Source organism: Pontiella desulfatans (genome assembly GCF_900890425.1).
Lineage (GTDB): Bacteria > Verrucomicrobiota > Kiritimatiellia > Kiritimatiellales > Pontiellaceae > Pontiella > Pontiella desulfatans.
The window spans coordinates 283,752-308,392 of record NZ_CAAHFG010000002.1 but is presented as its reverse complement, the minus strand read 5'-3'; the positions used below and the strand labels follow the sequence as shown (position 1 = coordinate 308,392).

General features: G+C 52.5%; 12 protein-coding genes and 1 pseudogene. All 13 read right to left on the bottom strand.

The features are described from left to right. Nucleotides 1–21: 21 nt before the first annotated feature. Nucleotides 22–1,581 carry a sialate O-acetylesterase gene (locus E9954_RS17035; protein ID WP_168442352.1) on the bottom strand — a complete coding sequence of 520 codons (1,560 nt, stop codon included), beginning with the start codon at nucleotides 1,579–1,581 and terminating at the stop codon, nucleotides 22–24. A 324-nt stretch (nucleotides 1,582–1,905) separates the two neighbouring features. After that, the gene (locus E9954_RS17030) at nucleotides 1,906–4,488 is read right to left on the bottom strand and encodes a glycoside hydrolase family 3 N-terminal domain-containing protein (RefSeq protein ID WP_136080509.1); all 2,583 of its coding nucleotides are present in this window, start codon (nucleotides 4,486–4,488) and stop codon (nucleotides 1,906–1,908) included. Nucleotides 4,489–4,654: 166 nt separating this feature from the next. Next, nucleotides 4,655–4,832: pseudogene (locus E9954_RS33690) on the bottom strand (sulfatase-like hydrolase/transferase); the annotation flags it as partial. A 192-nt stretch (nucleotides 4,833–5,024) separates the two neighbouring features. Further along, nucleotides 5,025–6,518 carry a sulfatase gene (locus E9954_RS17020; protein ID WP_222847213.1) on the bottom strand — a complete coding sequence of 498 codons (1,494 nt, stop codon included), beginning with the start codon at nucleotides 6,516–6,518 and terminating at the stop codon, nucleotides 5,025–5,027. Nucleotides 6,519–7,313: 795 nt separating this feature from the next. Next, nucleotides 7,314–8,828 carry a glycoside hydrolase family 32 protein gene (locus E9954_RS17015; protein ID WP_136080508.1) on the bottom strand — a complete coding sequence of 505 codons (1,515 nt, stop codon included), beginning with the start codon at nucleotides 8,826–8,828 and terminating at the stop codon, nucleotides 7,314–7,316. Then, nucleotides 8,825–10,429 carry a sulfatase-like hydrolase/transferase gene (locus E9954_RS17010; protein ID WP_136081244.1) on the bottom strand — a complete coding sequence of 535 codons (1,605 nt, stop codon included), beginning with the start codon at nucleotides 10,427–10,429 and terminating at the stop codon, nucleotides 8,825–8,827. The genes E9954_RS17015 and E9954_RS17010 overlap by 4 nt, the downstream gene beginning before the upstream one ends. 2 nt (nucleotides 10,430–10,431) lie before the next feature. After that, nucleotides 10,432–12,831, bottom strand: a complete 2,400-nt coding sequence (locus tag E9954_RS17005; protein WP_168442351.1) for a glycoside hydrolase family 2 protein — start codon at nucleotides 12,829–12,831, stop codon at nucleotides 10,432–10,434. A gap of 37 nt (nucleotides 12,832–12,868) precedes the next feature. Continuing rightward, nucleotides 12,869–14,302: a sulfatase gene (locus tag E9954_RS17000; protein WP_136080506.1), complete on the bottom strand. Its 1,434-nt coding sequence runs from the start codon at nucleotides 14,300–14,302 to the stop codon at nucleotides 12,869–12,871. Between the two features lie 153 nt (nucleotides 14,303–14,455). Further along, a complete protein-coding gene (locus E9954_RS16995; protein ID WP_136080505.1) occupies nucleotides 14,456–15,895 on the bottom strand; it encodes a glycoside hydrolase family 27 protein in 1,440 nt (479 codons plus the stop codon). A 20-nt stretch (nucleotides 15,896–15,915) separates the two neighbouring features. Next, on the bottom strand, nucleotides 15,916–18,972 hold the full coding sequence (locus E9954_RS32890; protein WP_187357960.1) for a glycoside hydrolase family protein: 3,057 nt from the start codon (nucleotides 18,970–18,972) through the stop codon (nucleotides 15,916–15,918). Between the two features lie 28 nt (nucleotides 18,973–19,000). Next, complete coding sequence (locus tag E9954_RS16985; protein WP_136080504.1) at nucleotides 19,001–20,671, bottom strand: arylsulfatase; 1,671 nt, start codon at nucleotides 20,669–20,671, stop codon at nucleotides 19,001–19,003. Between the two features lie 25 nt (nucleotides 20,672–20,696). Beyond that, nucleotides 20,697–22,106, bottom strand: a complete 1,410-nt coding sequence (locus tag E9954_RS16980) for a sulfatase-like hydrolase/transferase (protein ID WP_136080503.1) — start codon at nucleotides 22,104–22,106, stop codon at nucleotides 20,697–20,699. A 105-nt stretch (nucleotides 22,107–22,211) separates the two neighbouring features. Beyond that, nucleotides 22,212–24,629, bottom strand: coding sequence for a hypothetical protein (locus tag E9954_RS16975; RefSeq protein WP_136080502.1), 2,418 nt, complete (start codon nucleotides 24,627–24,629; stop codon nucleotides 22,212–22,214). Nucleotides 24,630–24,641: the final 12 nt, after the last annotated feature.

Sequence of the window (24,641 nt, the reverse complement as noted above, 5' to 3'; positions counted from 1 at the left end):
TAAATTATACGAAGAGCTGTCTTAATCACACAACGAGAGAGCAATCTCGAACGGGCTCGCAGGAAGACGCTCCTTGTTACTCAGGTTGGCGTCAACCGGATTCGACTGCCAGCCATAGCGTACGCGGATAGGGTTCTTTCCCGCAGGAATCGTGAGCTCGACCTCCGTCCCGGAACGAAGCTTTGCTTCCACAGGATAAAATTGGGTCCCCCACTTCGGCTCGGTCTCGCTATCGGATGCGGTAAACCCGCCAAGTTCGTGAAGATCATTAACATGAAGTCCAGATCCGGTCTGCGAAAAGTTCAGGATAATCGAAGAGGTCTCCCGAACAGCACCTTCAACCTCCGGACCGCCCCGCAGATCGAGCATGCCGTAAACATCCGTCAGCGCCCATCTGGCGAGCCGACGACCAACAGGAAACTTATTCATTGGATGAATATCATTGGCCTCTCCAAGATCGATGGTAACAACCAACCCCGTGTTCGGATCTGCCTCGGCCAGCCTACGTTGACTCTCGCGGAATTTCGGCCACGGGTTATTGGATGGCTCTGCCTCGGCCTTCTTTAAATTAGGCAGTTGAACAATCCCAAAGTGCAAATCCAACCCCCACCAGTCCCGCCAGTCCTCAATCATAACCTTAAGCCGTTCACCATAATTTGCCGGATCCCATTGAACATCTTCCTCGCCCTGATACCAAATCACTCCGCGCATCGTGTAGCCGGCAAAAGGACTGATCATCCCGTTTGCCAGATTTCCGGGTCGATGCGCACTCTTCTCACCATGCGGCATTCTCGGAGCACCCGTGCGCTTATGAATCTCATAGTCGGGTTCGGCGATCCCGTTTTTCTCAAGCCATGCGGCATACTCTATTTCCCAAGCGGCCAGATCCTCATCGTAGCGGGCAAGCGCGATATCCCACTCCTCCAACTTCGCCTGAAGAACCGGATCTTGGGACGCAGCTTTCGTCCGGGTCCATGCGATAGCCGAAGTGCCTCCAACCGCACACAGGATAATGCCGACCGGCACCTGTAACGTCATACGCATATCACGTGCAAACTGATAACCAACCGCACTGAACTTTTCTGCCGCTTGAGGACTATGCAAAACCCATGACATTGGAGAAGTAAATTCTGGCTGGGCCGATGGCCGGCAAAACATCGGAAGCAAACGCAGATAAGGATCGGTGCCACCGAGCCGAAGGAGATCCGAATCTACAGATTTATTGACGGGCCACTGCATATTGGACTGCCCGGAAGCCAGCCAGACTTCGCCAACCAGAACGTTCTTAAAAACAATCTTTTTGGATGCGCTGGAAACCACAAACTCACGAGCCTCAAACGAAGCCTTGAGCGGGTCCAGGCAAACCGACCAGTTTCCCTCGTCATCCGCAATCGTTGAAGCAGTTCTTTCTGCAAACTGCACCTCAACAGTTTCCCCGGGTTCGCATCGACCCCAAACCGAAACCGGCAGGTCCCGTTGCAAAACCATACCATCTGAAAAAACACGTGGTAATTCCAGCGCGTTAACCTGAGCACTCAAGAAAATTAAAAGAACAACAAAAGCCTGTTGTCGAGTAGACATAATATAGTTCCTTTCAATATTCCTGAATTTCACTTTTCCCATATTGCAAGGAACGTCAATGCCCCTCACAGAACCGGACTTGTGGATTTCCCACATCCGGCTCTTCGATTCATCTCACGTAACACGGATAACCCAGTTTAGTACAAAATTGATTCAAAGTCCGTTGCTCCATTGATACAGATCCTTTTACCCAAGATCCCGAATCTAGGTTTACTTAAGCGTACGGTTTCCGGGCCACAATCTAAACAGAACAAGGGATTAATCCCTTCAACACCCCATTCTGAGCCCGGCTTGATTGCAGCCACGCTGCCCTGGAAACCCTACTTATTTCAGCGCAAACGAACCATCCAGCTTTATCCCGCGCGATGATGTGCCGACTAAAACCCGGAATGTACCTTTTTCGGTTTTCCATGATTTGCTTTTCACGTCCCAGAAAGCAAGGTCACTCCGTGTCAAGGCAAGCGTAACCTCCTGGCTTTCACCCGGCTGCAGAAAGACCTTTTTATAGCCTTTCAGCTCCTTTTTCGGACGTTCCACGCTGCACTTCTCATCCTGCACATAGAGCTGGGCCACTTCTGCTCCAGCCCGCTTGCCCGTATTGGTCAGCGTGAATGTAACGCGTGCAATCTCATCGTTCCGGGTTTCCACCGTTTTAACCTTCAGATCACGATAGGCAAAGGTTGTATAGCTGAGTCCGAATCCGAAGGGGAATTGAGGTGCAATGTTCTCTTTGTCGTACCAGCGGTAACCGACGAAGATCCCCTCTTCATACACAATGTCGTGCGGCAGGCTCAGCTCTTTTCCCGGTTTCAGCAGTTTCTCGATCTGGTCGACTTTGGATGTCAGGTGATACTGGCCCGTCGCATCCAGATAGTTGTAACCGTAGGCAAACGAGTCTTCGAACTTCTTCTCAATCGTGAACGGCAGCTTCCCGGAAGGATTTACTTTCCCGGTGAGAACATTACCGATGGCATTGCCGGCCTCCTGCCCCAGATAATAGGTAAACAGAACCGCCTGGGCTTTATCCAGCCACGGCATAGCCATTCCTTTGCCACCCGCGGCGAGGATGATGGTATTGGGATTGTTTTCCACACACAACGAAGCCGTCTGGTCTTTAAGTTCAAACGGGCTGTCACTCCCTTCCCATCCGTGATTAAGTGCACGGCAGATAACCAGATCAGCCCCTTTAATCTGATCAACCGTAGGCTGTTCCACGTAGGTGACATTCTCCGCACCAAACAGCTTCTTCATGCCCATCTCGTAGGTAACGACATCGTAGCCTTTGACGGTGGCAGAACCTCCGCCGGCATAGCGGCGATCATCCCCGGCAAGCAGAACCTTGCTGTACTTTTCAGGATTCAGCGGCAGGAGGTCATTATCGTTTTTCAGGAGGGTAATCCCGGCTTCACCCACCTTGCGTGCAACGTCCTTATGGGATTCGAACTTTTTTGCAAACGCTGCATTCTTTTGATCGCGGTCATATACGCCCATTTCAAAAAGGGTTGAGAAGATCCGAAACACCATCCGATCCAGTTCTTTTTCAACCGCCGCCTTCTCATCAGGATTCTGATGGACATATTCATTCCAGAACCGGACAAAATGTCGATTGCTCGGCATCATCAGGTTCTGCCCGGATGTCAGAAGCATTTCCACATCCTTGTAGCCGCCCCAATCGGTCATCACGATTCCTTCGAAGCCCACTTCATCCCTTAGCAACTCATTGATGGTGCTGTGTTGTTCTCCGGCGTCCTGCCCGTTCACATAATTGTACGCGGTCATGATGGCCTTGGCATCACCTTCCTGGATAGCGGCCTTAAAGGCGGGAAGGTAGATCTCGTGCATCGTACGGTCATCGATAACCGCATTGTATTCATGGCGGATAAACTCATTATGATCCGCAATGAAGTGCTTAACGGTCGCCAGAACCCCCTGCTCCTGGAGCCCTTTCACATAACCGGCCACGGTGCGTGAAGAGAGGTATGGATCTTCGCCATAATATTCAAAGTTTCTACCATTTTGAGAGACGCGGTAAATATTCACGCCCGGCCCTAGGAGAATGCTGTACCCAAATCCCCGACACTCTTCACCAATCGCCTCGGCGTATGCATAGGCCATCGATGGATCCCAGCTGGCGGCCAGGGTGATCGGGGCCGGAAAGGCCGTTGTATCAATCGGATTCGGTGTTCCGTTTTTAATGCGGATGCCTGCAGAAGCATCGGTCATTCGGATGCGAGGAATATCGAATCGGTTAAGTCTATTCAGATACATGTGATCCGTCCCACCCGTCATCAGCATCTTTTCTGCAAATGTCATGCGGCTGATCAAATCCCTTGCCCGCAGCGCCGGATCAAGGTTTTTATCTCTGTAAGGCGCATCCTCAGGAATCACCGGCAGCGTTAAAACCGCTGTAGTCTGCCCGTTAATATAGATCTCCTTGATGGAGAACCCAAAATTGCCGGCTCTTTTTTTACAATGAATTTTCAGATAGCGACCGGCGACATTCTGCCTGAAGGTGATGCTGTCCTTTTCGTGGGATGACTTATCGGCTTCAGTATGGGCCGACGTCCAGGATGTCTTATCCTCCGAAACCAGCACATCGTATGAGTTGGCGTAGGCCTTTTCCCAGATGATCTCTACGGTTTGCAATTCAATGCTTTTTTCCAAGTCTACAGCAATCCATTGATCGTCCTTGAACTCGGATGACCAGCGCGTTGACTCATCTCCGTCAAATGCAAGGTCGGGAAGATAGCTGGTTTTGAGCGTAACGCCTTCATGCACCCGCTTTTCAACCTGCATTGAAGAGGCGCTGAATTGACCATTTTCTATTACGCCATCTCCGCCGGCGGCAAAACCAACTCGAGTTGCCCCAAACAATAAAAGCGCAATTAGGGTATATGTTAATTTCATGATATTCTCCTGCTTCTATCTATTTTTCTTTTTTCCGCGGAATGTGATGTTGCGCTTTTTGAATTCCTCGAAATAGGGTTCGTAGCGCTTGGTCTGCGTCCAGAATACGGACTTGGGCTGGTTCGGGTCCAGGCCGCCGGGATAATCGTCGCCGGCATCGGCTGCTGCCCTTCGGCCGCCAAGCGGTCAATATTTGGCGTCTGGAAATGCGTCTGCCCGTTACAGCTCAAATCTCCGTAACCCAGATCATCGGTTAAAATGTAAATGATATTCGGCGCCCGGCCCGCATGTACGGCCACAGCAAACAACAGCAGACTCCCAAACCCCCATAGAGATCTTCTCATTTCAGATCCTTTGTAACATTTAAACCCATCATCGCGCGACTCCCCTTACATTAGATATGAATACGCATTATATTTAAGAACCTAAACAGTCTAGTGGTGGAATTTGCGCCATCGCTTCGCGAACTGGATGTCCCAGCGCCTAAATATGAAGTACCCTGTCCTGCCACAATATAGAGATCACACACAGGGTTATCAGCCTTTACTTTTTCCGGTTTTCTTCGGCGGTTTCGGAGCCATATTCATCGTGTCTACATACGGTTCCAGTTGCGCGCTGAGCTTCTTGACCAACGCGGCATACTCAGGATTCTCAGCTAGGTTGTTTACTTCATCCGGGTCATTGACATGGTCATACAACTCGCGTCCCGCTTCACCCTTCTTCCACTCGGTATAACGCCAGCGCTGATTGCGCAGCGAAAATCCAAACGCTGTGCCTCTGGTGTGGATAACCTGTGAGATCGCCGGTTTATCCCATTTGGCCGAGGGATCATTCATCAGCGGCACCAGGCTCTCACCTTCCAAAACCGATGGAACTTCAAAGCCGGTATGCTCAACAATCGTCGGATACATATCCAGCAGCTCAACGGGACGGTTGCACGCCTGGGCCTGTGCTTTAACACCTCCACCGGCAATGATCAGCGGCACGCGCAGTGAACGCTCAAAATTTTTGCGCTTATACCACAGACCTTTCTCTCCCAGGAAGTATCCATGGTCGGACCACACCACAATCAGGGTGTCGTCCATAAGGTTGTTTTTCTCAAGCGCATCCATGATGCGTCCGATCTGGGCATCCACAAACGAGATGCAGGCAAAATAGGCCTGCTTACATTTGCGGGCCTCATCCACCGTGATTTTATCCCCTATCCAGAATGGCCATTTCTTGCCGGAATCGCGCTGAATCGCCATGGGCGGAACATCTTCCAGATCTTTCCTGGACTGCTCAACGTCGGGCATGGTTATGGATTCAAACGGATAGAGATCAAAATATTTTTTCGGAGCCACATAGGGGCAATGGGGATTAAAAAACCCAGCCGCCACAAAGAACGGTTTGTCCTTATTGCGTTCAATCATTTCAATTGCTCGCGAGGCAACCATTCCGTCGGTGTGTTCCTCATCTTGGCTCACCGGATCCCACCAGGCCATCGAGATTCCAAGGTTTTCCTTTTTGTCGGGGTTCCCTTTTTTTCCTCCCGGATAGCGGATGATTTCATCCTCCTGCAGGCTGTCGATACCCTGCGGATTAAAGCGCTCCTGCCAGCTCAACTCATCGTCGTTCCCGTTTGTGCCGATCTGGCTGGGATTGCCGTAATGATAAATTTTTCCGACGCGCCCGACATAGTATCCCTTATTTTGAAAGAACTGACCGAGGGTTACGGTCTCGGGGCGTTTCCTGCGGATATTGTCTCCCAGAGCGAAGCAGTCGGTCGTATTCGGACGTAGCCCTGACATGATACTCACCCGGCTCGGTCCGCATAACGGCTGCTGGCAATATGCATTATTAAACTGCACCCCCATCTTCGCCAGACGGTCCATATTTGGCGTCTTGACCAGTTCATGCCCGTAACACCCGAGATCGGTGTTCAGATCGTCAATGGCAATGAATACCACGTTTTTGGGCTTTGCTGCCTGACCATGAACTACAGATAAACACAGTAACGGCAGCGCGACCATTTTAGATAAATTCGACATAGGGTTCCTTATTTAGTTTAGATAAATCGCGACGAGCTTTGATGCTCTCGTCCATTTTCTTGATCGACTTGTCCTTCGTGCTTTTCGGAAGTTCTTCCGCGTCTTTCGATGGCATCTGAAACGCACTGCCGTGAAAAACCAAAAATTCTCCTGCCCAGCCCGTTCACCATAAAATTCTACGTAGATCCTTAGGGGGAAGGAAAATGTTGAAATACCATCATATCACAGCAAACGCGCCCTGCGCTGCGCGCAGAGGCACGCCCTACACCGTTTGTTTTCAATATTGGCACCAACTGATCCGAGTTGTAGGACGTGGCTCTTTACGAAGTAAAGGCCGCGTTGCTTTCCGGTACATCAACCCTTTCCAGTCCCCTTATTTCTTCTGCTTCTTTTCCTTTTTTTTTCATTTTCGACACATCCTGTGGAATAACGCGTCCCATATAATCGACTATACCCGAGGTCTTGAAGCCCCAGTTACTTCCTCAACCGTGCAGGTCTATTCCATGCCGGCGGCTAACCTTTGCATGGGCTGGATTGTCCAGCTTATTTAAGACAGCTTTGCTTGGCGCACTCATAACGATATCCTATATTTTTAATTGATTTTCAGCGCCGTGCACAAACAGCTTAAGCAGAACAAATATTACGCTGTAATGATGTCGGAATCGCAGAGCACTTCCGGCGCACACCGCGAAGGATTACTATTCTCCATTTCATAGTTCGGCTCAGTTCCTGTAGTCTATATTATGAAGAATAACTTTCCCTCACGAGTCCGTTTAACGTTTTCGCAAAGCCTCGTTATTCCGCAGGCTTATAGATCGATTTCATCTTCCAGGTCTTCATTTCCTTTACGACCAGGTCGCTGTCCTTTGTAAACAGGCTGATGTTCGGATTATCGCGAAAATGCTTGTGGGGATAGACCGCAGCCTGTCGGTCGTTGGCGAAGACCTCGACCAGGTTCTTGTCGATGAATATCCGCAGAGTCAGGTTTTCATCCTTCTTCAATGCGAACTCAGGGTCGAGATTGCCAACCATCAGCTTTTTCATCCCCGCGCCGGCGACGATGCTCATTGAGTTTTCGCCCTTATTGTCACCGAGTAGTTTCAGGCCGAATTCCTTCGGAAGAGGCGCTGCGAATGTAATCTCCAATTCGACCGCATCACCCGTCAGCGCTTCGAGTCTGGCTTCCTTGCGAGCCACAACCGTCAGATTCTTCTCCACCTTCTCGTCATAGCGCAGGGACTGCAGTTCACTTAGGGGCTTGATCCGAAGCACACCGTCCTCCGGCAGATCCAGTTCGCGGGGAAGCGACTGGACACCGGTGGGGTTGGCGCCATGCATAATCCATGCCCACATCACGCGACGCCCGTCTTTCGACAGCATGGACTCCGGGGCGTAGAAATTACTTCCCTGCCAGCTCATCATCGCATGGAACTCGGGCAGATACTGTTCGTCCTTGAAATCTCCGATAAAATAGCGACATCCCAGACGGTGGCTGATACACGTCAGGACCCACTTATTCCCGAGTTTAAACATGTTTGCGCAGGAGATGTCTTCACCCTTTTTGACCCCGAGTTTCTCCTCATCGAAATCCGGATGCAGCAACTCACCTATGTATGTCCAGTCCTTCAGATTGTCCGACTTCATTATCACAGCAGACTGACGGCTGCTCCTCCCGTTCAGTCCATAATACGTACCGTTATTGATCCAGACATCAGGATCAAAGTAAGGCATTGATGTTAGTGGTTTACCATCCTTGTCATTCGGCAGCATGACTTCCGGCTGGCTCCACTGGTCCATCTCGTCGTCCAAGGCATAGGCGATCCAGTTCCGCCCCGACCCCTCGCCGTGATAAACCATCGCCGCCCTGCCGTCCTTGGTAATGAAACCCGTGCCGCTGAACATGCCGTGGCCCGTCGTGGGCGGTGCGAGGACGGTCTTATGCCATTCCCACCGCACCATGTCGTCACTGGAAACGTGTGCGAATACAAATCCGGTGCGGTTCTTGTAGATGTAGTGCAGGTGGTAGCGGCCCTTCCAGAAGAACGCGGAGTTGGGGTCGCCGGGTCTCGCGTTTCCCGGTCCGGGGTGTGCGAGATGATACGTAAGCCATTTCTTGTCCGGGGAATCGGGCCAGATGGGTGTCTCGGGGATGTAGGAACCGGTGAACTTCGGCTGGCCGCCCGAACGCTTCGATACAGAGACTCCCGCCTTTGTTGTCGCGGCAACGAGTGCCTTGTCTGTTTTGGGCGTCTGTGCATTACAGACCAGGGCGCCCAGAGCAATGATTAGTGCAGATAGATATATTTTCATTTGTTATTCCCTTCCCGACCATCCTGAACAGGATATTGCTCGGTATACTTTTTTACGCGATTATCCCAGGAAAGACCTTTTGGATTCAAAGGAAGCACATTGTTCTTTTCTCCCCAAGCATTCCACTTTTCCTCCAACTCCGCGACTTTTTCAGGATACGCCTTTGCGACATCGTTCTGTTCAAACGGATCCTCTTTCAGATGAATCAATTCCCAAGACCATCCAGTGCTTAGACGGACCAGTTTCCAATCGCCGGAAATAGCCGAGCAGGCCGTTTGGTGTTCAAAGAAAAAATCGCGTTCGGGCAGGGCTTCATTTTTTAAAGCCGGAACCACACTGATCCCGTCCGGCGGAGCGATCTCAGCCCCGTTAAATGTTTTAGGATATTCTATTCCGGCCAAATCCAGGCAGGTGGGTAGAATATCAGTGATATGCGTAGAATCCGCTCTCACTCCTCCTGCACCCTTCTTTATTTTTTTCGGATAATGGATAATAAGAGGAGAACTGATCCCCCCCATAAAGGTTTTGGCTTTATATGAACGGTAAGGGGTATTACTCAGGTCCGCTGCAAGTTGCGAAATAAAACCTCCTTCGCTGGTTGCACCATTATCGCTCAAAAAAACAAATAACGTATTATCAAACTCGCCTCTCTTCTTTACTTCTTCTACCACTTCCCCGATCCAGTCATCCATGATCTCGATCATTGCGGCATAGGTTGCCATCTCTTCGATCCATTCTTCCTTCAGCTTTGCATCAAGAGCATCCCACGACGGCCTTGCCTGCTTCTTAAATTCACCCGTATGAATCGGAAGCTCGACCGCTGATTTTATCAGTCCGATCTCTTTCAAGCGTCTATAACGTTCCTGCCGCAGCAGATCGTATCCCACTTTATATCGTTCCCTGCATGCATCAATCCGCTCTTCAGGAGCCTGCAGTGGACGATGGGGTGCATAATGCGCTACATACATAAAAAACGGCTTCGTGGCATCATGATTCTGGATAAACGCTACCGCATGATCAGTAATTGCATCGGTATAGTAGTACCCCTCGGGAAACGTCGTAATCTTCTCTTCATTACGATGAATCGATTTCGGCTTATAATAATTCCCGCCTCCAGTAAGCCCTCCATAAAACTCATCAAAACCTCTTTCCGTCGGATAGCTTCCATTGGGTGTACTATCTTTGGGCTTCCATGCGCCATCCACGGTTACATGCCATTTCCCTGCCATATACGTTGAATAGCCGTTCTCCTTCATTATTTCGGCAAGGGTAGGGATCGTATCGGCAATCTGTCCGCGATACCCCGGACGATGTTCGTCAACCGCAGTCATCCATCCCAATCCAACAGCATGCTGATGACGCCCTGTTAACAACGAAGCACGACTTGGGCAGCAACGTCCCGTATTTTTAAAATTGCTGAACCTGACCCCATCTTCTGCCAGAGCATCTATATGGGGGGTCTGTATCTCGCTGCCGTAACACCCTAGGTCTGAATAGCCCATATCATCGCACATGATTAACACGATGTTTGGCTTGTCGCCTTGGGCAAAAGCAGTCCCAGCCATCAACAATGCGCTGCATACGAATACGCTTTTTCGCATCATTATTTTACCTCGAAAGTAAGTGCAATCGGCTCAAAGCCTTCAGCTTCAGCTGCAAAAGTTACGCTGCCCGATTGGCGTCCCGCCCTGAGAATGGCCAGAGCCGTTCCCCTGTGTAGACTGCGCTCGTTGGCAACGTGCAGTTCATCGCTGAGCATATCGCCGTTATCCACTGCGACCAGGCGGGCCGGACCTTCTACGCTGAACTGGACGAGATCTGTGGAGTCAAAGACAAGGCGTCCTTTGTCATCCACCGCACTGACACGGATGTGCTGCAGATCAAAGCCATCCCCTTTCCAACTCGGATTATCGGCTTCCAGTTTTAATGCCACCGGCTTTCCGACCGTCTCAATCACATGTTCAGCAACGACCTTCCCCTGGGTTCGGGCAACGGCTTTCAGTACACCCGGTTCATAATCCACCTGCCACGTTGTTTTATTTCGTTGGTCAGGGTTATCTAAAGGATTCTTTTGGGTTCCTAAAGAACGACCGTTCAGCAACAGCTCAACCTCTTCGGCATTGGTCCAGACATCCATTTTAACGTGACTATTCAAAGGGCGGTTCCAACTTTCATCCATCTGCGCCATGCCCAACTCGACATCGTTCCAGAGTACCAGTTTGGCCTCTTTCTCATAAATGCCGATATGCACCATGGGTTCATCCCTATAATAGCTGCGGATGTAGTGAAACTGCGGGCGCTTTTCCAGAGAAAGGTCGATCACCGAATTCACCCAGCCTTTTTGCGGCCAACCGAAACTCTCCCCCACATACATGATGGCCCCCCAGTACGCCAATCCGACCGCTTCCTCCGGCATTCCGAAATAGTTCTTCCCCATCCCGACGGTCGTTGCTTCGCTCTGGAAAAACAGCCAGTCAGGATACGTTATATGGTCAGTGGCAAACCAGCTATACAGATAGTTCTGACTCATCACATCCGACACAAATGCAATTTCGGCAGGTTTACTATCCTTATATCGCTCATCACTTCGGGTCATGCCCTCTTCTCGGGCAGGGTAGAGGCCAACCGTAAACTTTCGTGTATCGTCGTATTTAACGCACTCTTCTTTAAGAATGTTGTAGACAGGCACCCTCCACTGCTTATGTTTTCCAAGGTTCGCGATCTGGTGCGTCCAGATCTCATTACCCAAACTGTAAAGAATAACTGAAGGATGGTTGCGGGAGCGCTTGATCCACTCCTTGGTGCTCCACGGAACAATCGCATCGAAGAAATCAACGCGATAGTTATTCTGCCCCTCCCACTGATCAAACAGCTCATCCACCAGCAATATCCCGTGTTGGTCTGCCAGCTCATAAAAGGAAGAAGCATACGGGTTATGGGCCAGACGGATACCGTTCACGCCCATCTCTTTGAGTACGTTAAACCGTTTTACGATGGCCGCTTCATAATTAGCAGCTCCCAGTGCGCCAAACGTGTGGTGCACATTTACCCAATGAAATTTAACGCGTTTGCCATTCAGCACCATGCCCTGTTCGGGGTCCCACTCTATCGTGCGAAACCCAAAGTTTTCTGATACGTTATCCAATACGTTATCAGCGGCTGTAACGGTTACTTCGGCGGTATAAAGGTTCGGTTCCTCCGTAGACCAACGTTGCGGTTGAGTGACCGTAAGCTCAAGGGTTGAAGTGGTGCTTTTACCGTTCAGCTGAATACGGGCATTCCCGTTGGCGACGGCCTTCCCGTCCGGAGAAAGGATGCGTACAGCAACAGCGGCCTGCGGTTTCTTACCCGTCAGATTATCCAACTCGACCTGTACCTTAACTGATGCTTGTTTGTCTGTGATTACCGGTGTTGAGACAAAAACCCCATGGCGGGCAATGGACACTGGCTCTTTTACAACCAGGTGCACTTTACGGTATAACCCACCCCCCGTATACCAACGGGAATTTAACGTGTTATCCGCACGTACGGTAACAACATTTTTGCCATCCCAATTGATGTGCCCCGTCAGATCGTGCTCCGTTCCCAGATAACCGTATTCATTCGTTCCCACCTTAATCCCGTTAAACCAGACATCACCCACATACATAATGCCGCCAATATCCAGCAGCACACGCTTCCCTTTCCAGGCCGGGTCGACCTTCAGCTCCTTCCGATACCATCCGATGCCCAGCTCCTTAAACCCCCGGGAAACGAACGGCTGCTTCTTTTTTTCCATCCGCTTTTGCTCTTCGGCTGGTTCTGCCCACGGCTGCTCAATCTGGTAATCATGCGGCAGATCCACTGCCCTCCATAAACGATCATCAAACGATACCGCAGAAAATGCAGCGGCATCCCCATCGCCCCCATGAAACTTCCACCCGAAATTGCAATCCATCGTTTCGCGCGCCGATGCCATCCCCACCGTTAAAAACATCAGTAATGCGCATTGTTTTATTGTCATGAAATACTCCTGTTCCGCACTCGCACGGCAAGTTGGTTTATTTTTTTCTGCGGGGATTTTCATTCGCCCGCTTCGGATCAAAATCCGGATTCGGCATCATCATCTGGGCACCCGTGGATGTGCGCCACTCCTTTAGCAGCGTCAAAAGCTCTTCCGCCTTTTCAGGATACTGCATCGCCAGGTTTTCAGTTTCGTATGGGTCCTTTTTGAGATCGTAAAGCTCCAGCGCGCCATCCTCGAAAAGCTCAATCAGCTTCCACTCCCCCGAACGAATGGCGCCATAGGGCTTGGTGCGATGATAATGGGGATAGTGCCAGTATAGGTTCTCCCGCTCCAGCTCTTCAGCTTCACCTGTAAGCAAAGGCACCAAACTAACTCCATCCCGATGTTCCGACGGCTTTTGCGGCAACCCGGCGATTTCAAGCAAGGTGGGATAAAAGTCGGTTCCGATCACCGGCACATCACATGCCGCCCCCGGTCTCGTTTTACCCGGCCACTTCACCACAAACGGCTCGCGTACACCGCCTTCATGGGAAAACCCTTTATACCCTTTCAGTCCGGCGGTAGTCGTATCCGCGTCGCCGCCATTGTCTCCTGTCAGTATAACAACCGTGTTGTCGGCAATGCCCAGTTCCTCCAGCTTGGCCAGAATGCGGCCGACGCTGTCGTCCAGTTTTTCGACCATGCCCGCGCGGCGGGGATTTACCCATTCTTTTTTGGCGTTCTTAAACGTCCGGGCCTTATCCGTATACTTTTCCACCAGTTCCGGCGGTGCCATCAGCGGGCCGTGGAGGGTATAGTACGAAAAATAGAGCAGAAACGGTTTGTTCCGCCCGCCGCCGAGATAATCAATGGCCGCATCCGTAAGTTTATCGGTCAGGAATTCACCCGGCTTCCCATCGTCAAGGTTGGGCATATCAAAGGGCGAAAAATATTTGCCCGGGCCTTTGGGCTGCCCCCACTCGCGACCGCCGATATTGACATTAAAGCCATGGCTCGTTGGGTAATGCCCATCAAAATCCGGCTGACCGATCGGCATGAGATGCCACTTCCCGAGGAAAACCGTATCATAGCCGCCCTCCTTCAAAGCTTCCGGGAGCAAAACCATTTCATGGGAAATACGGGTTTCCCAATCCGGCACCGACAGCTTGGCATAGGGGCGCTTATGGCCGGTAATCCAATCGGTCAGCTTCAGGCGTGCCGGGTATTGACCGGTCAGGATGGCCGCCCGGCTTGGCGAACAGACGGTGCAGGCCGCATAACCGTTATTGAAACGCATCCCTTCGGAAGCCAGGCGGTCAATGTTCGGCGTTTCATAAAATTCGGCCCCGTTGAATCCGAAATCACCCCATCCCAGATCATCCACCAGCAGAAACACAACATTGGGTTTGCACGGGGCCTCTTCAGCAACGGTTCCCACAACCGGAAACGCAACCATCCAGACCAAAAAAAGAATTTTCCTATTCACCATCTGACTCCCTTCACTTCGATCTTTAGATTACGCCCCTTAAAGGCCGAACCATCCCCCAAAATACAGTTTCCAAATTTCCTTTGAGACAAGATTCAAGACGCGTTCGGCCGTTTCTCTGGACGTATGACCCTTGCTGTATTGTCGTACGCACCGTCAGCGTTGGTGTTCCGTGTACTTCATGAACACCACGCCCTGCGGCTCCACCGTGAAACTTAACTTATGTCCCCGCTTATAGCCTTCAAGCGATTGACTCCCCCACATATCTTCAAAGTCATACACCTTGCCTTTCGGCAGGAACCTCAGGTAGCGCCAGTCAAACTGGACCGTCTGCTCTTCATCGGTGCGGTTGAACAGGGCCATCCACCCTTCGGTACTTGTATATTCCTGATAGCCGAACCGGTCCCGGTTTGCCACGGGCGCATTCCACAACTCAACGCCGTTCTCTTCGTGAACCAGCTTCCCGTGCACCCCGTTTTTCACACAGGCCAGCATTTCCTTATGCGTAAGCAGTTGATAGGAATGCTCGTCCAGGGAAATCATCGAACCCCCGATCATAATAGGTGAAGCCGAAATGGCGCGCTGGGTGATGAAGGTCTCTTTCTGGTTTTCCGAGAAAAAACACCAATGATGCATGTGCCCCAGAAACTGTGCTTCCGTTTTTTTCAGCGGCCGCTTCTGAATCTCTTTCCGGCTGAGAATGCACAGTTCCCCAAACGGAATCATATCCAGATCCGGCCAGAAACCCGGGCGCTCCAGCCCCTGCCACTTGCGCATGGAATTAAACGAGCGATCCAGGCTTTCCTGATTGTCCCAGATATCAGGTGTCGTACGAACCATGTTGGTTTTTCGATAGGTATCGATGTATTTAACGTTCGAGGTATTTCCCGCCGACAGGCTCAAAACCATGGGCCGCCCGCACTGCTCGATGGCTTTCACATAGGCTTCGATCTCAGCCGGATGATGCGTCACATCATCCACCTTCACAAAATCAATACCCCACGCGGCAAACTGATCAAACACACTGTTATAAAATTCCTGTGCGCCGGGCCGGGTCATATCCACACCGTGCATATAATCGCACCAGACACAGTCTTCCTTGGTGGTATAAATATCCCGGGCTGTATAGTCGGTTCCCTTGATGGGCAGGTCTCGCTCCACCGCAACCTTCGGAATTCCCCTCATCAGATGAACCCCGAACTTCAGCCCGTTTGCCTGGAGTTTATCCACCAGCGGTTTAAACCCGTTTGAAAAATAGAGTTCGGAAGGCTGCACAATACCAAATTCATTCACCGTAACGTGCTCCGCCCGCGCCTTATTCTCAATCGGCACCAGATACCCATTGAAATTGGTTGATTCCGGCGACGAAAACCAGCCGTTATCAATCACAAAATATTCATATCCATGCGGCGAAAACTTTTCGATAAAGGCATCAATCTCCTTCATCGCCACCTCTTCATAGAGACAGCAGTTATAACTGTCGAAACTGTTATACCCCAGAGGCGGTGTCTGCACCACCGGGCCATCAGCCCATGCGGCTCCCCAGCCTGACAATAAAATGATAAGAGACAGCATTTCCGTATATTTTTTGATCATGATATATTTCCGTTTAAGGGTTATTCCTGCCCGACCTGCAACTGAATAAACAAGCCGTCTTTCCCGGTGGCGCTGTAGTGGTTGCTGACCGTGGAATAGTCATCAACGACCGGCCCGATGGTCTGCGAAGACCAGCCATTGGTATTCACCGCACCGCTTACCAGATTGGTTCGATCGAGCAAACGATAGATCAGGCTGCTGTCCACGGTATTTGAAGCGTGGACCATGGTGAACCAGGAAGGGTCTGCACTGATTTCTATCAAGCCCCTGTCGGCCGGATTGGTCGGATTGCCGTTGAGGGCATATTCATCGAGGTTTGAAGCACCGTCATGGTCATAGTCAGCCGACGGATCGGAAAGGTCGACTTCCCCCCAAAGGGCCGTCCAGATATCGTATGCCGTAGTACCGCCTGGAATCTTGATTTCAATCGAGGAGATCTCCGCTTTTGCCCTTCCGGGCCGCGGGGGAACCTGACCGGAGAGGCCGTCTTCCCTCAGATAGCACTGGACATAGGTCGTGCCATTGAAAATATCGGTCCAGCCCAGTGTGCTCCACGTATTGGAGATGCTGGCGGGCAGGCTCGCCGCGCCCGAGAACGCCAATTGCCAGCCGTTCGTGCGGTTGACTGTAATCGTGGCCGTAAAACCGTCGGCCAGCTCCTTGTGCATGACATCGAGATCTTCCCAGAGCCAATTCGCTGTGGTGCCGTCATAGGCAACCAGCGCAACCCGGCAGTTTTCAGTGTCCTGGTTGCCGACCATTAGAGACAGCCCCAACGGAGGGGCAGTAGCTCCCGGATTGTAGGTCTGGGCGTTCACAGCGGCATTTGGCCTTAGGTTGATGGTGAATGGCCGCAGGTACCACCAGGCCTCCTCCAGGCCTGCAACTTCAACCGTAAGTTCGAAACAATCCAGATCGACACCATCGAAGGAGCCTTTACTCATCATCGCCATCCAGGGGAAGTTGGTGGCAGCACCCGTAAGGTCAAGCACCCCATTGCCTGATGTCTCATAGATTTGGAGCCCGGCATCGGTATCATTGACCTTGTAGATATCGAATCCGCCGTTGATGTCGCCCAAGGTGGTGGCGGTGGCGATGTTGCCATCCTCGAAGGTATCCAGGAACAATACCTGATCGAGGAAACTGATGCCCAACGCACTGTTGGTGGATTTCAGGATGCCGGAGGCATCCCCCGAAGCAAACGCACCGTCCGAAAAGGCAATGCTCAGATCAGCCATGCTATCGCCGGATGCATGGTTCAAGGCGCTTCCGCTGAACGACAGCATAACCTGCGTATCGCTGCCGCGCGCGAAAACAGGCGTGAGCCCCGGCGGAACATTGCTGACCGTCACGTGCCCGGCGCTGACGACATCCGCAGTGAACGTATCGTTGGTCAGCGTGATGCCAACCGCACCGACCACATGACCGTCGTTGCCCGCGCCCTCCTTCAGGACGGTGGGTGCGTAGCTCAGATAGGGCGGCCCGAGGAACACCATGTTGGTGACATATTCATTGTGGTTGAAATCATTGAGATCATCGATCAGCTCGCCGGCGACAGTTACGGTGTCGAAGGTAAAGTTACGGAGCCAGGTATTCGTATTTCCCCAGAGCGTTTCGGGATCGCCGATGATGGAATGCGCCGCGATCTCAATATTCTGAAATAGAATACCGCTGATATCCCCAGCCCCCCTGACCTGTTCATAATCCGGGGCCTTTTGCCAGGGCGCCGCCGCCTGAACACCAAAAGCCGAGCGGGTCGGACGGGGATCCGACACCCGGATATTCCGGAAAACAAAATTGGCGCCGCCCGCTCCATTGCCCGCACCGCGCAGATTAAAGACCCGCCCGCCCTGATTATTATAGAATATCGAGCGGTTGTAGATGATATCGCAATCCTCCACCACGATCAGGTTGGTATGTGTGTTGCCTATCGGCGACATGGTAAACGCCGACCCGTTGACATCGGTCCAGAACACACACCGGCGAATGCCGCGCCCGTTCACATAGGTGCAGTCGTCCGCCGTGCGGATAAAGCAGTCCTCAATCAGCCCGTTCCCAAACGGATTGATCCCGTCGCCGTTGGCGCGCCAGGTAAAGATCTTCACCCAGCGGATATCGGTGGGTTTATCCGGCTGATAACTGTTGACCAGCATCAGCGAATGCATCGCCGAATCGGCAATAGTGATGCCCTCAACGCTAGTATCGCGGGCCCCTTGAATATCGATCGGTTTGTAGAGCCAATCGTCTTCATTCGGCGCGGGCGGGGTGTCGTCATCCGGATGGGGAATCCGTTCGCCGGAGAGTGTGCCGTGGCCGAAAATGCGAATATCATTCCCGTCGCCCCACTCCTTGTTGTTATTGAACGTGCCATGCACAACTGCATCGCCGGGGATATAGTAGTTTTTATATTCATGCACCCGGAAGGAACGGCCGATATCATGCACGCCGGGCAGGAAATAGAGCGTGTTCCACGTGCCCGTGCCGGCCGGAACCACCCCCGGCTGAACCAGGAAAACGTTCGGATCGTTCGTGTCGGGCTTGTTTTGCAGAAACGGATTGGCAAAAACCGTCAGGGTATGGATCGGAGGTCCGTCATAGAATGAATCATTGCCCCAGCCATCCAGCTTGGTGCGCGCCGTATCCTGTTCGTCCATCTGCCCGTCGATATCGACCGTGAACAGCGCCGGATCGTCGATCACCACATACGCTTTTCCAGCGACCACTGCGCACGAGTTTACCTTATGAGCCGGATGCGGCACCGCGTTTGTGATCGGAGCACCGCCCACCTTGGAAATCTCGATTTCAACCGGAACCGCATTCGACATTTCAAAGTTAATGTAGGTATTGCTCCAGTCCTTCAGATGATCATAATAGCGGCTGTCGGTTCCATCCTTGCCGCGAGTAATAAAGGCAAACGGATCGAGCCAGGTCGTAGAGCCGACCGTACGCACCTTGAAACTGTAGAATTCAGAGGCGGCCAACCCCGGAACCGGATCGTAGACATGAACACCTTCATTCTCCGCACGAGCAGACAGGGAAATCATCAACAGAAACAGTGCTGCAGTTCTTTTTTTCATATTCTTTACCAACCCCATTTTATGCGGCCTACAGCTCTTTCCTCGGGGATGGAAGAACAAGGGTTCGCTCGGCATAGGCCTGCCACATTGCGGCCATCGATTCAGCCCGTTCCGGGTGTACGTCCGCCAGATTGTTCAGTTCGCTGCGGTCATCGGCCACATTGTAAAGTTCCCACGTTCCACCCCGGCCCTTGGCGACCAGCTTCCAGTCACCTTTGCGGACGGCACGTTTGCCCTCATGCTCCCAATAGAGCGTATCGCGATCGAGCGGTCGGCCTTCAAAGACGGGCACCAGGCTCAGCCCCTCCATCGGGGTAATAGCCTGCCCCTTGTAGCGGGCCGGATAGTTCGCACCGGAAATCTCCACGCAGGTGGCCATCAGATCAATCAGGTGGCCCGGTTCGGTGCGCAATTCATTCGTTGCCTGGATGCCTTTTGGCCAGTGGGCAATGAGCGGAGTGGAAATGCCGCCTTCATGCATCCAGTGTTTGTATTCACGGTGCGGCGTGTTGGAGACGTTTGCCCAGTTGCGGCCATAGCCGATATACGTATCCGCCGGCCCGGGCATGATCTGCCCCTTCAGGATGGGCCAGCCATCGCGCGTCTGTTTGGGTTCGGAACTGAAATAATGGATCACATCGTCCGGAATCGGCTTGAGTGTTGGCTTTTCCGCGCGCGGAACGAACGGTTCATTACGTCCATACGGTTCCGCAGACCCCCCATTATCCTGCAGAAACAGGATCAAGGTATGGTCGAGCTGCCCCTTCTTTTCCAGACTCTGAACAATCCGCCCGATGCCCTGGTCCATCTGATCGACCATCGCGGCATACACTTCCATGCAGGCCGATTCCCATCGCTTGTTTTCAACCTTATCCCAATTTCCAACCGTTGGAGAAAGCCGGGCATTCGGTTCCACTACGCCAAGGGCCTTCATCTTTTCCAGCCGCGCCTCGCGAACCGGATGATACCCTTCATCGTAGCGGCCGCGATATGTTGCGATATCGCGTTCACGCGCATGCATCGGCCAATGCGCGGCGGTATAGGCCACGTACATAAAGAAGGGCTTCGTTTCATCATGTTCATCAATGAACAGGGCCGCATTATCGCTGATGGCATCGGTCAGGTGATAGTCCTCCTCCGGCTTGTAGACCGGGTCGTTCATGATGGTGATCAGCTGGTTGCCGCGCACCAGTGAATTGGGATCCCACAGGCTGGAGGCCCCGTTGATGATTCCATAGAACCGGTCAAATCCACGCTGGAGCGGCCAATTGAACCGGTCTGCATCATCCTTGGGATTCTTATGCTTGGTGACATGCCACTTGCCCGCCATATAGGTGGTATAACCTGCAGGCTTGAGCACCTCGGCAATGGTCACACAGCGGTTGTTTAAATCCCCGCGGTATCCGTCCAATCCCTTATCCTGCACCATCGCCCCGAGACCGGTCTGGTGCGGATACAGCCCCGTCAACAGCGAGGCCCGGGTGGGACAACACCGGCCCGTATTATAAAACCGGGTAAAGCGCAGTCCGTTTTTTGCGAGTCCGTCCAGCACCGGTGTTTCAATCTCGCCGCCATAGCATCCGATATCCGAATAGCCCATGTCGTCCGACAGGATCACAATAATATTCGGTTGTTTTGCAAGCGCACCGCTAACCGGCAATACCGCAACCAGGAACCCGAAAACCAACTGCCTGTTCATTTGTACCATCGTTCTTCTCAACGTCTTAATCTCCGGGATCGACCATATTCTTCCAGTCCGGGTAAACGGGCCGGTTCTTCGCCTTGCTTCCGCCTTCTTTCGGCGGAGCCGGGGGAGCCGTTTCCAGTGTCCGGCCCAGCTCGATCCGTGCGGTTTCCCCTCGCTCGCCGGCCTGCCCGACACTCAGGTTGGATTTTTCCTTCAAATCGTTCGGCACCTCATAAAAACGTCCATCCCGGTAGAGTTTGAAGCGTTGATCGCGCACATACTGGGTTCCCTTAATTTTTCCCCAGTAGGGTTGATAGTGCAGCAATACCCAGTCGCGGGGGTTCCCCTTTTCGCCTTTAAGCTGTGGCAGGAAGCTGCGCCCGTCGATCGGATCATCCGCACCCCGTGACACGCCGGCGGCTTCAGCCAACGTGGCGTAGAAATCGGTAAAATCAATCAAATCGTCCAACACCGCGCCCTTGGCAGAATGCCCTTTCCAGCTGGCCACAAACGGCACATGCGTACCCATATCTTTCGTGGTAGCTTTACCGCCTTTAATCTGCTGCCCGTTCCAGTGCGAGGTGATTTTCTGATGCGTCCCATTATCGGCGGTGAACATAATAATCGTATTATCCAGCTGTCCAACCGCATCAAGCTTCGCAACAATTTTCCCGACAATCTTATCCAGATAGCTGACCATCGCGACAAAGTTTGCTTTCTTTTCCGCTTTGTCTTTCGGCTCCCGGTTTGCGGTCTGCGTACGGGGCGCATCTCCAATGGTATCGGGCGTCGGAACAAACGGATCGTGTACCAGCACGGTGGGATAGTAGACAAAGAAGGATTCGTCTTTATTTCGTTCAATGAAATCGCAGACAAAATCAGACATAATATCCGGGCCATATTTCCCGGTATTATCCTCCACACTCAGGAACGTTCCGTTGTGCTCCAGTGGCGGGCTCCAGAAACGCTCGCCTCCGCCGTTGTTTGCGCCCTTCCCCTTCGTCACCTGCCACAGGCAGTATTCATCGAAGCCGGCCTTGTGAGGTCGCGTAGCGTCGGTGCATCCCTCAGCCTTATGATAGAGCCCGTTGAGCTGCCACTTGCCGGCCACCGCCGTTTTATAGCCTGCGGCCTGCATCAAGTGCCCGAACGTTTTATCGTTCGGATTCAGATAACCAAAGTGGGTGTAGTTCCGGAAATTGTACTGCCCGGTCATGATCTTTACACGGGAAGGGGTGCAGATCGGCGTTGAATAACAATGGTTGAACCGAATGCCGCTTGCAGCCAGCGCATCAATATTCGGCGTCTCATAATCCTCTGCGCCATAGGCCCCGAAACATTCCCAACTGACATCATCCGCCATGATCAGCACAATATTAGGTTTTGCAATGCAACCTGCCCCCATCACCAACATAACCGCGCCTGCGATCATCCATGCTTTATTCATACTAATGTTGTTCCTTATTAATTCGCCGCTTCAAATCAATGCAAACACCCAATATATAGAAAAACCCGCCCTGAGGCGGGTTTCAATTTTGAAAAGCCTGAGGAATTACTGCTGCTCAACCTCCAGCTCGATAAACTGTTCAGGCTTTCCAGTCATGTCATAGTTGTTGGTGACTGTCAGATAGTCGCCATCGACCGGTCCATTGACCTGCGACACATATCCATTGGTGGTTACCGATCCATTCACCAGATCCGTCGTATCGATCAACCGATAGGTCACACTGCTGTCGTCGGCCAGCTTGGCGTGGACATAAGCAAACGTCGAACCGTCGCTGGACATACCCATCTGGCCGGTGTCGGCCGCATTGGTCGGATTGCCGTTGATGGCATATTCACCCAGATTGGAAAGGCCATCTTTATCGTCATCGCCCTCGGCGCCTTCCTGCAGGTCATACAGAGTCTCAAACGCATCGTAGCCTGCCGGCACCGAAGTGGTATCAAACGCCCACACGGTGGTGTAGCCGCCCGCAGCTTCCGCGTAGAGAATACTCGTGCCGTTGGTCCAACTGTGGTCCCAGCTTTCAGACAGCATGTTGGTCATGCCGTTGTCCCACGTCATTTGGCCCTGGGCCACCAGGTTGGTTATGTAGGGCAGTTTATCGGTGCCATTCCATTTGAAGACTCCGCCCTCGACATGAATCTTGCCTTCCGACCGCATGAACAGGCTTCCTGTCCAGCCATGCGCGAGGTCGAATGTTCCGCCGTACAGGTTGACCTCCGCAGCACCGGCATTGTTATTGCCCAGCACCAGATGGCGGGTCCTGATCAAACCGCCCCGCATATTTACAACACCGTCTCCTGCGCCCGTTCCAACCTGGAGCGGCTGCCACACGTCGTTTCCCGTGTGCAGTTCAAGCGACCCTCCATTGACGTTGAGGGTTCCGCTTCCATCGCTTCCAGCAACTTTGAAAACGGTGTAGGGTTGATTGAAAACGCCGCCGTTGATGGTTACCGTACCTGTCGCCTGATTGCCAACCAGCGTGGCTCCACCGACGTTCACCGTACCCGAATTCAACTCGAGTTCACCGCGCCGGGTGGCGGTGCCCTTTTTGCCGAACGAAAGCTCGCCCAATACCGACACATCGCCACCGTCAACCACCAGTTTGCCGAGCCCGGATCCGCCATCATTTCCGATTTCCGCATTATTGCTCACGGTCAGGCTGCCGCCGGTCACTACAGCGAGCAAGGACGTGTTGTTATGCCCGTTGAGCAAAGCCAAAACCTCAGCCTCGGAAGCCACAATCAGCGTGCCGCCCTCAATTTGCTTCGCTGTGTCTTCCCCGGTCGGTACGGAAGCGGGGTTCCAGTTGCCGGCAGTGCTCCAGAGCTGGTCGCCGCCTCCGTTATTGAACGAATGCGTATTGGCAACGCCATCGCTCTCCGGCAGGCCCGGCGGCGGTGGCGTAAGGTCCTGCGCCCAGACGGTGGTATAGCCGTTGGTTACATCATCCACATCCGCAAAAAGCACTCTTGTATATGTATTCGACCAGTATCCGTAATCTACCACCGTGGAGTTCGTCCAGCTCGCGTCCCAGCTTTCGGCCAGCATATTGGTCGGTCCCCCGGCCGGGGTAAGGAATCCGTTGGTCACCAATGCAGTAACGGCCGCCAGTTGATCGCCGGCCCAATGCATCACGCCTTCTCCAACAATGATCTGTGATTCGTCCTGCATATCCACCGACGAACCGAGCTGCCACCATTCACCGCCATTCAAGTTGATCGTGGCCGTGCCGACATCGTTGGATGCATCCACATCCATCTTCAGCGCATTGTTATTGACCAGCATACCGCCGTTGATCTCAACCGTACCACTGCCTGCACCCACGCCGATTGCAAACGAGCTGCCGTTAGTACCCTCGATATATTGCCCCCCATTGATGATCAGCGTGCCTTCGTCTGTATCAAGGTTCCCGCCGCCGACAAGTGTTCTGTTCAGAACGCTAAGTGTACCGTCATTGATCGTCACCTCGCCATCGACACCAACTCCTTGTCCAGCCGTACCGATCTTGACACTGTTCAGGACTTCGACCGAGCCGCTGTTTAAAAAGACACGTCCGCCGCCTTGCGAAGTATCCTGCCCGGCAACCGAAAGATTGTTGGACACGATTGCCGCTCCGCCGGCCATAATCAGGTCTGCGTATACCTCGTTATTAGAAAATTCATTCAATGCGATATCGCCGGCCGTCGTCAGGATGCCGTTGTTTGTGATGGTAAGAACATTTTTTCCCAGTCCACCACGTGCCCAGAATCGATCCGCAAAAGCCGCGGTGTCGATGGTGATCGCATCACCGGTCCAGTTGGCCGTATTATCGCCAATGGCTGGAACTGAGGTCGTACTCCAGTTCGCCGCATTCGTCCAGAGACCATCACCACCGGTACCCTCCCATCGTTGATTCACCGCTGAGGCGGTCAGTGTAGTTACCGACACTGCCAATGTAATATTCCGAATTGCCTTTTTCATCATCTTCCTCCGTTA

What these genes read in the sequence shown, in the direction of transcription:
- E9954_RS17035 (WP_168442352.1), bottom strand. Translation starts at nt 1,581, where the DNA reads ATGTCTACTCGACAACAGGCTTTTGTTGTTCTTTTAATTTTCTTGAGT.
- E9954_RS17030 (WP_136080509.1), bottom strand. Translation starts at nt 4,488, where the DNA reads ATGAAATTAACATATACCCTAATTGCGCTTTTATTGTTTGGGGCAACT.
- E9954_RS17020 (WP_222847213.1), bottom strand. Translation starts at nt 6,518, where the DNA reads ATGTCGAATTTATCTAAAATGGTCGCGCTGCCGTTACTGTGTTTATCT.
- E9954_RS17015 (WP_136080508.1), bottom strand. Translation starts at nt 8,828, where the DNA reads ATGAAAATATATCTATCTGCACTAATCATTGCTCTGGGCGCCCTGGTC.
- E9954_RS17010 (WP_136081244.1), bottom strand. Translation starts at nt 10,429, where the DNA reads ATGCGAAAAAGCGTATTCGTATGCAGCGCATTGTTGATGGCTGGGACT.
- E9954_RS17005 (WP_168442351.1), bottom strand. Translation starts at nt 12,831, where the DNA reads ATGACAATAAAACAATGCGCATTACTGATGTTTTTAACGGTGGGGATG.
- E9954_RS17000 (WP_136080506.1), bottom strand. Translation starts at nt 14,302, where the DNA reads ATGGTGAATAGGAAAATTCTTTTTTTGGTCTGGATGGTTGCGTTTCCG.
- E9954_RS16995 (WP_136080505.1), bottom strand. Translation starts at nt 15,895, where the DNA reads ATGATCAAAAAATATACGGAAATGCTGTCTCTTATCATTTTATTGTCA.
- E9954_RS32890 (WP_187357960.1), bottom strand. Translation starts at nt 18,972, where the DNA reads ATGAAAAAAAGAACTGCAGCACTGTTTCTGTTGATGATTTCCCTGTCT.
- E9954_RS16985 (WP_136080504.1), bottom strand. Translation starts at nt 20,671, where the DNA reads ATGAACAGGCAGTTGGTTTTCGGGTTCCTGGTTGCGGTATTGCCGGTT.
- E9954_RS16980 (WP_136080503.1), bottom strand. Translation starts at nt 22,106, where the DNA reads ATGAATAAAGCATGGATGATCGCAGGCGCGGTTATGTTGGTGATGGGG.
- E9954_RS16975 (WP_136080502.1), bottom strand. Translation starts at nt 24,629, where the DNA reads ATGATGAAAAAGGCAATTCGGAATATTACATTGGCAGTGTCGGTAACT.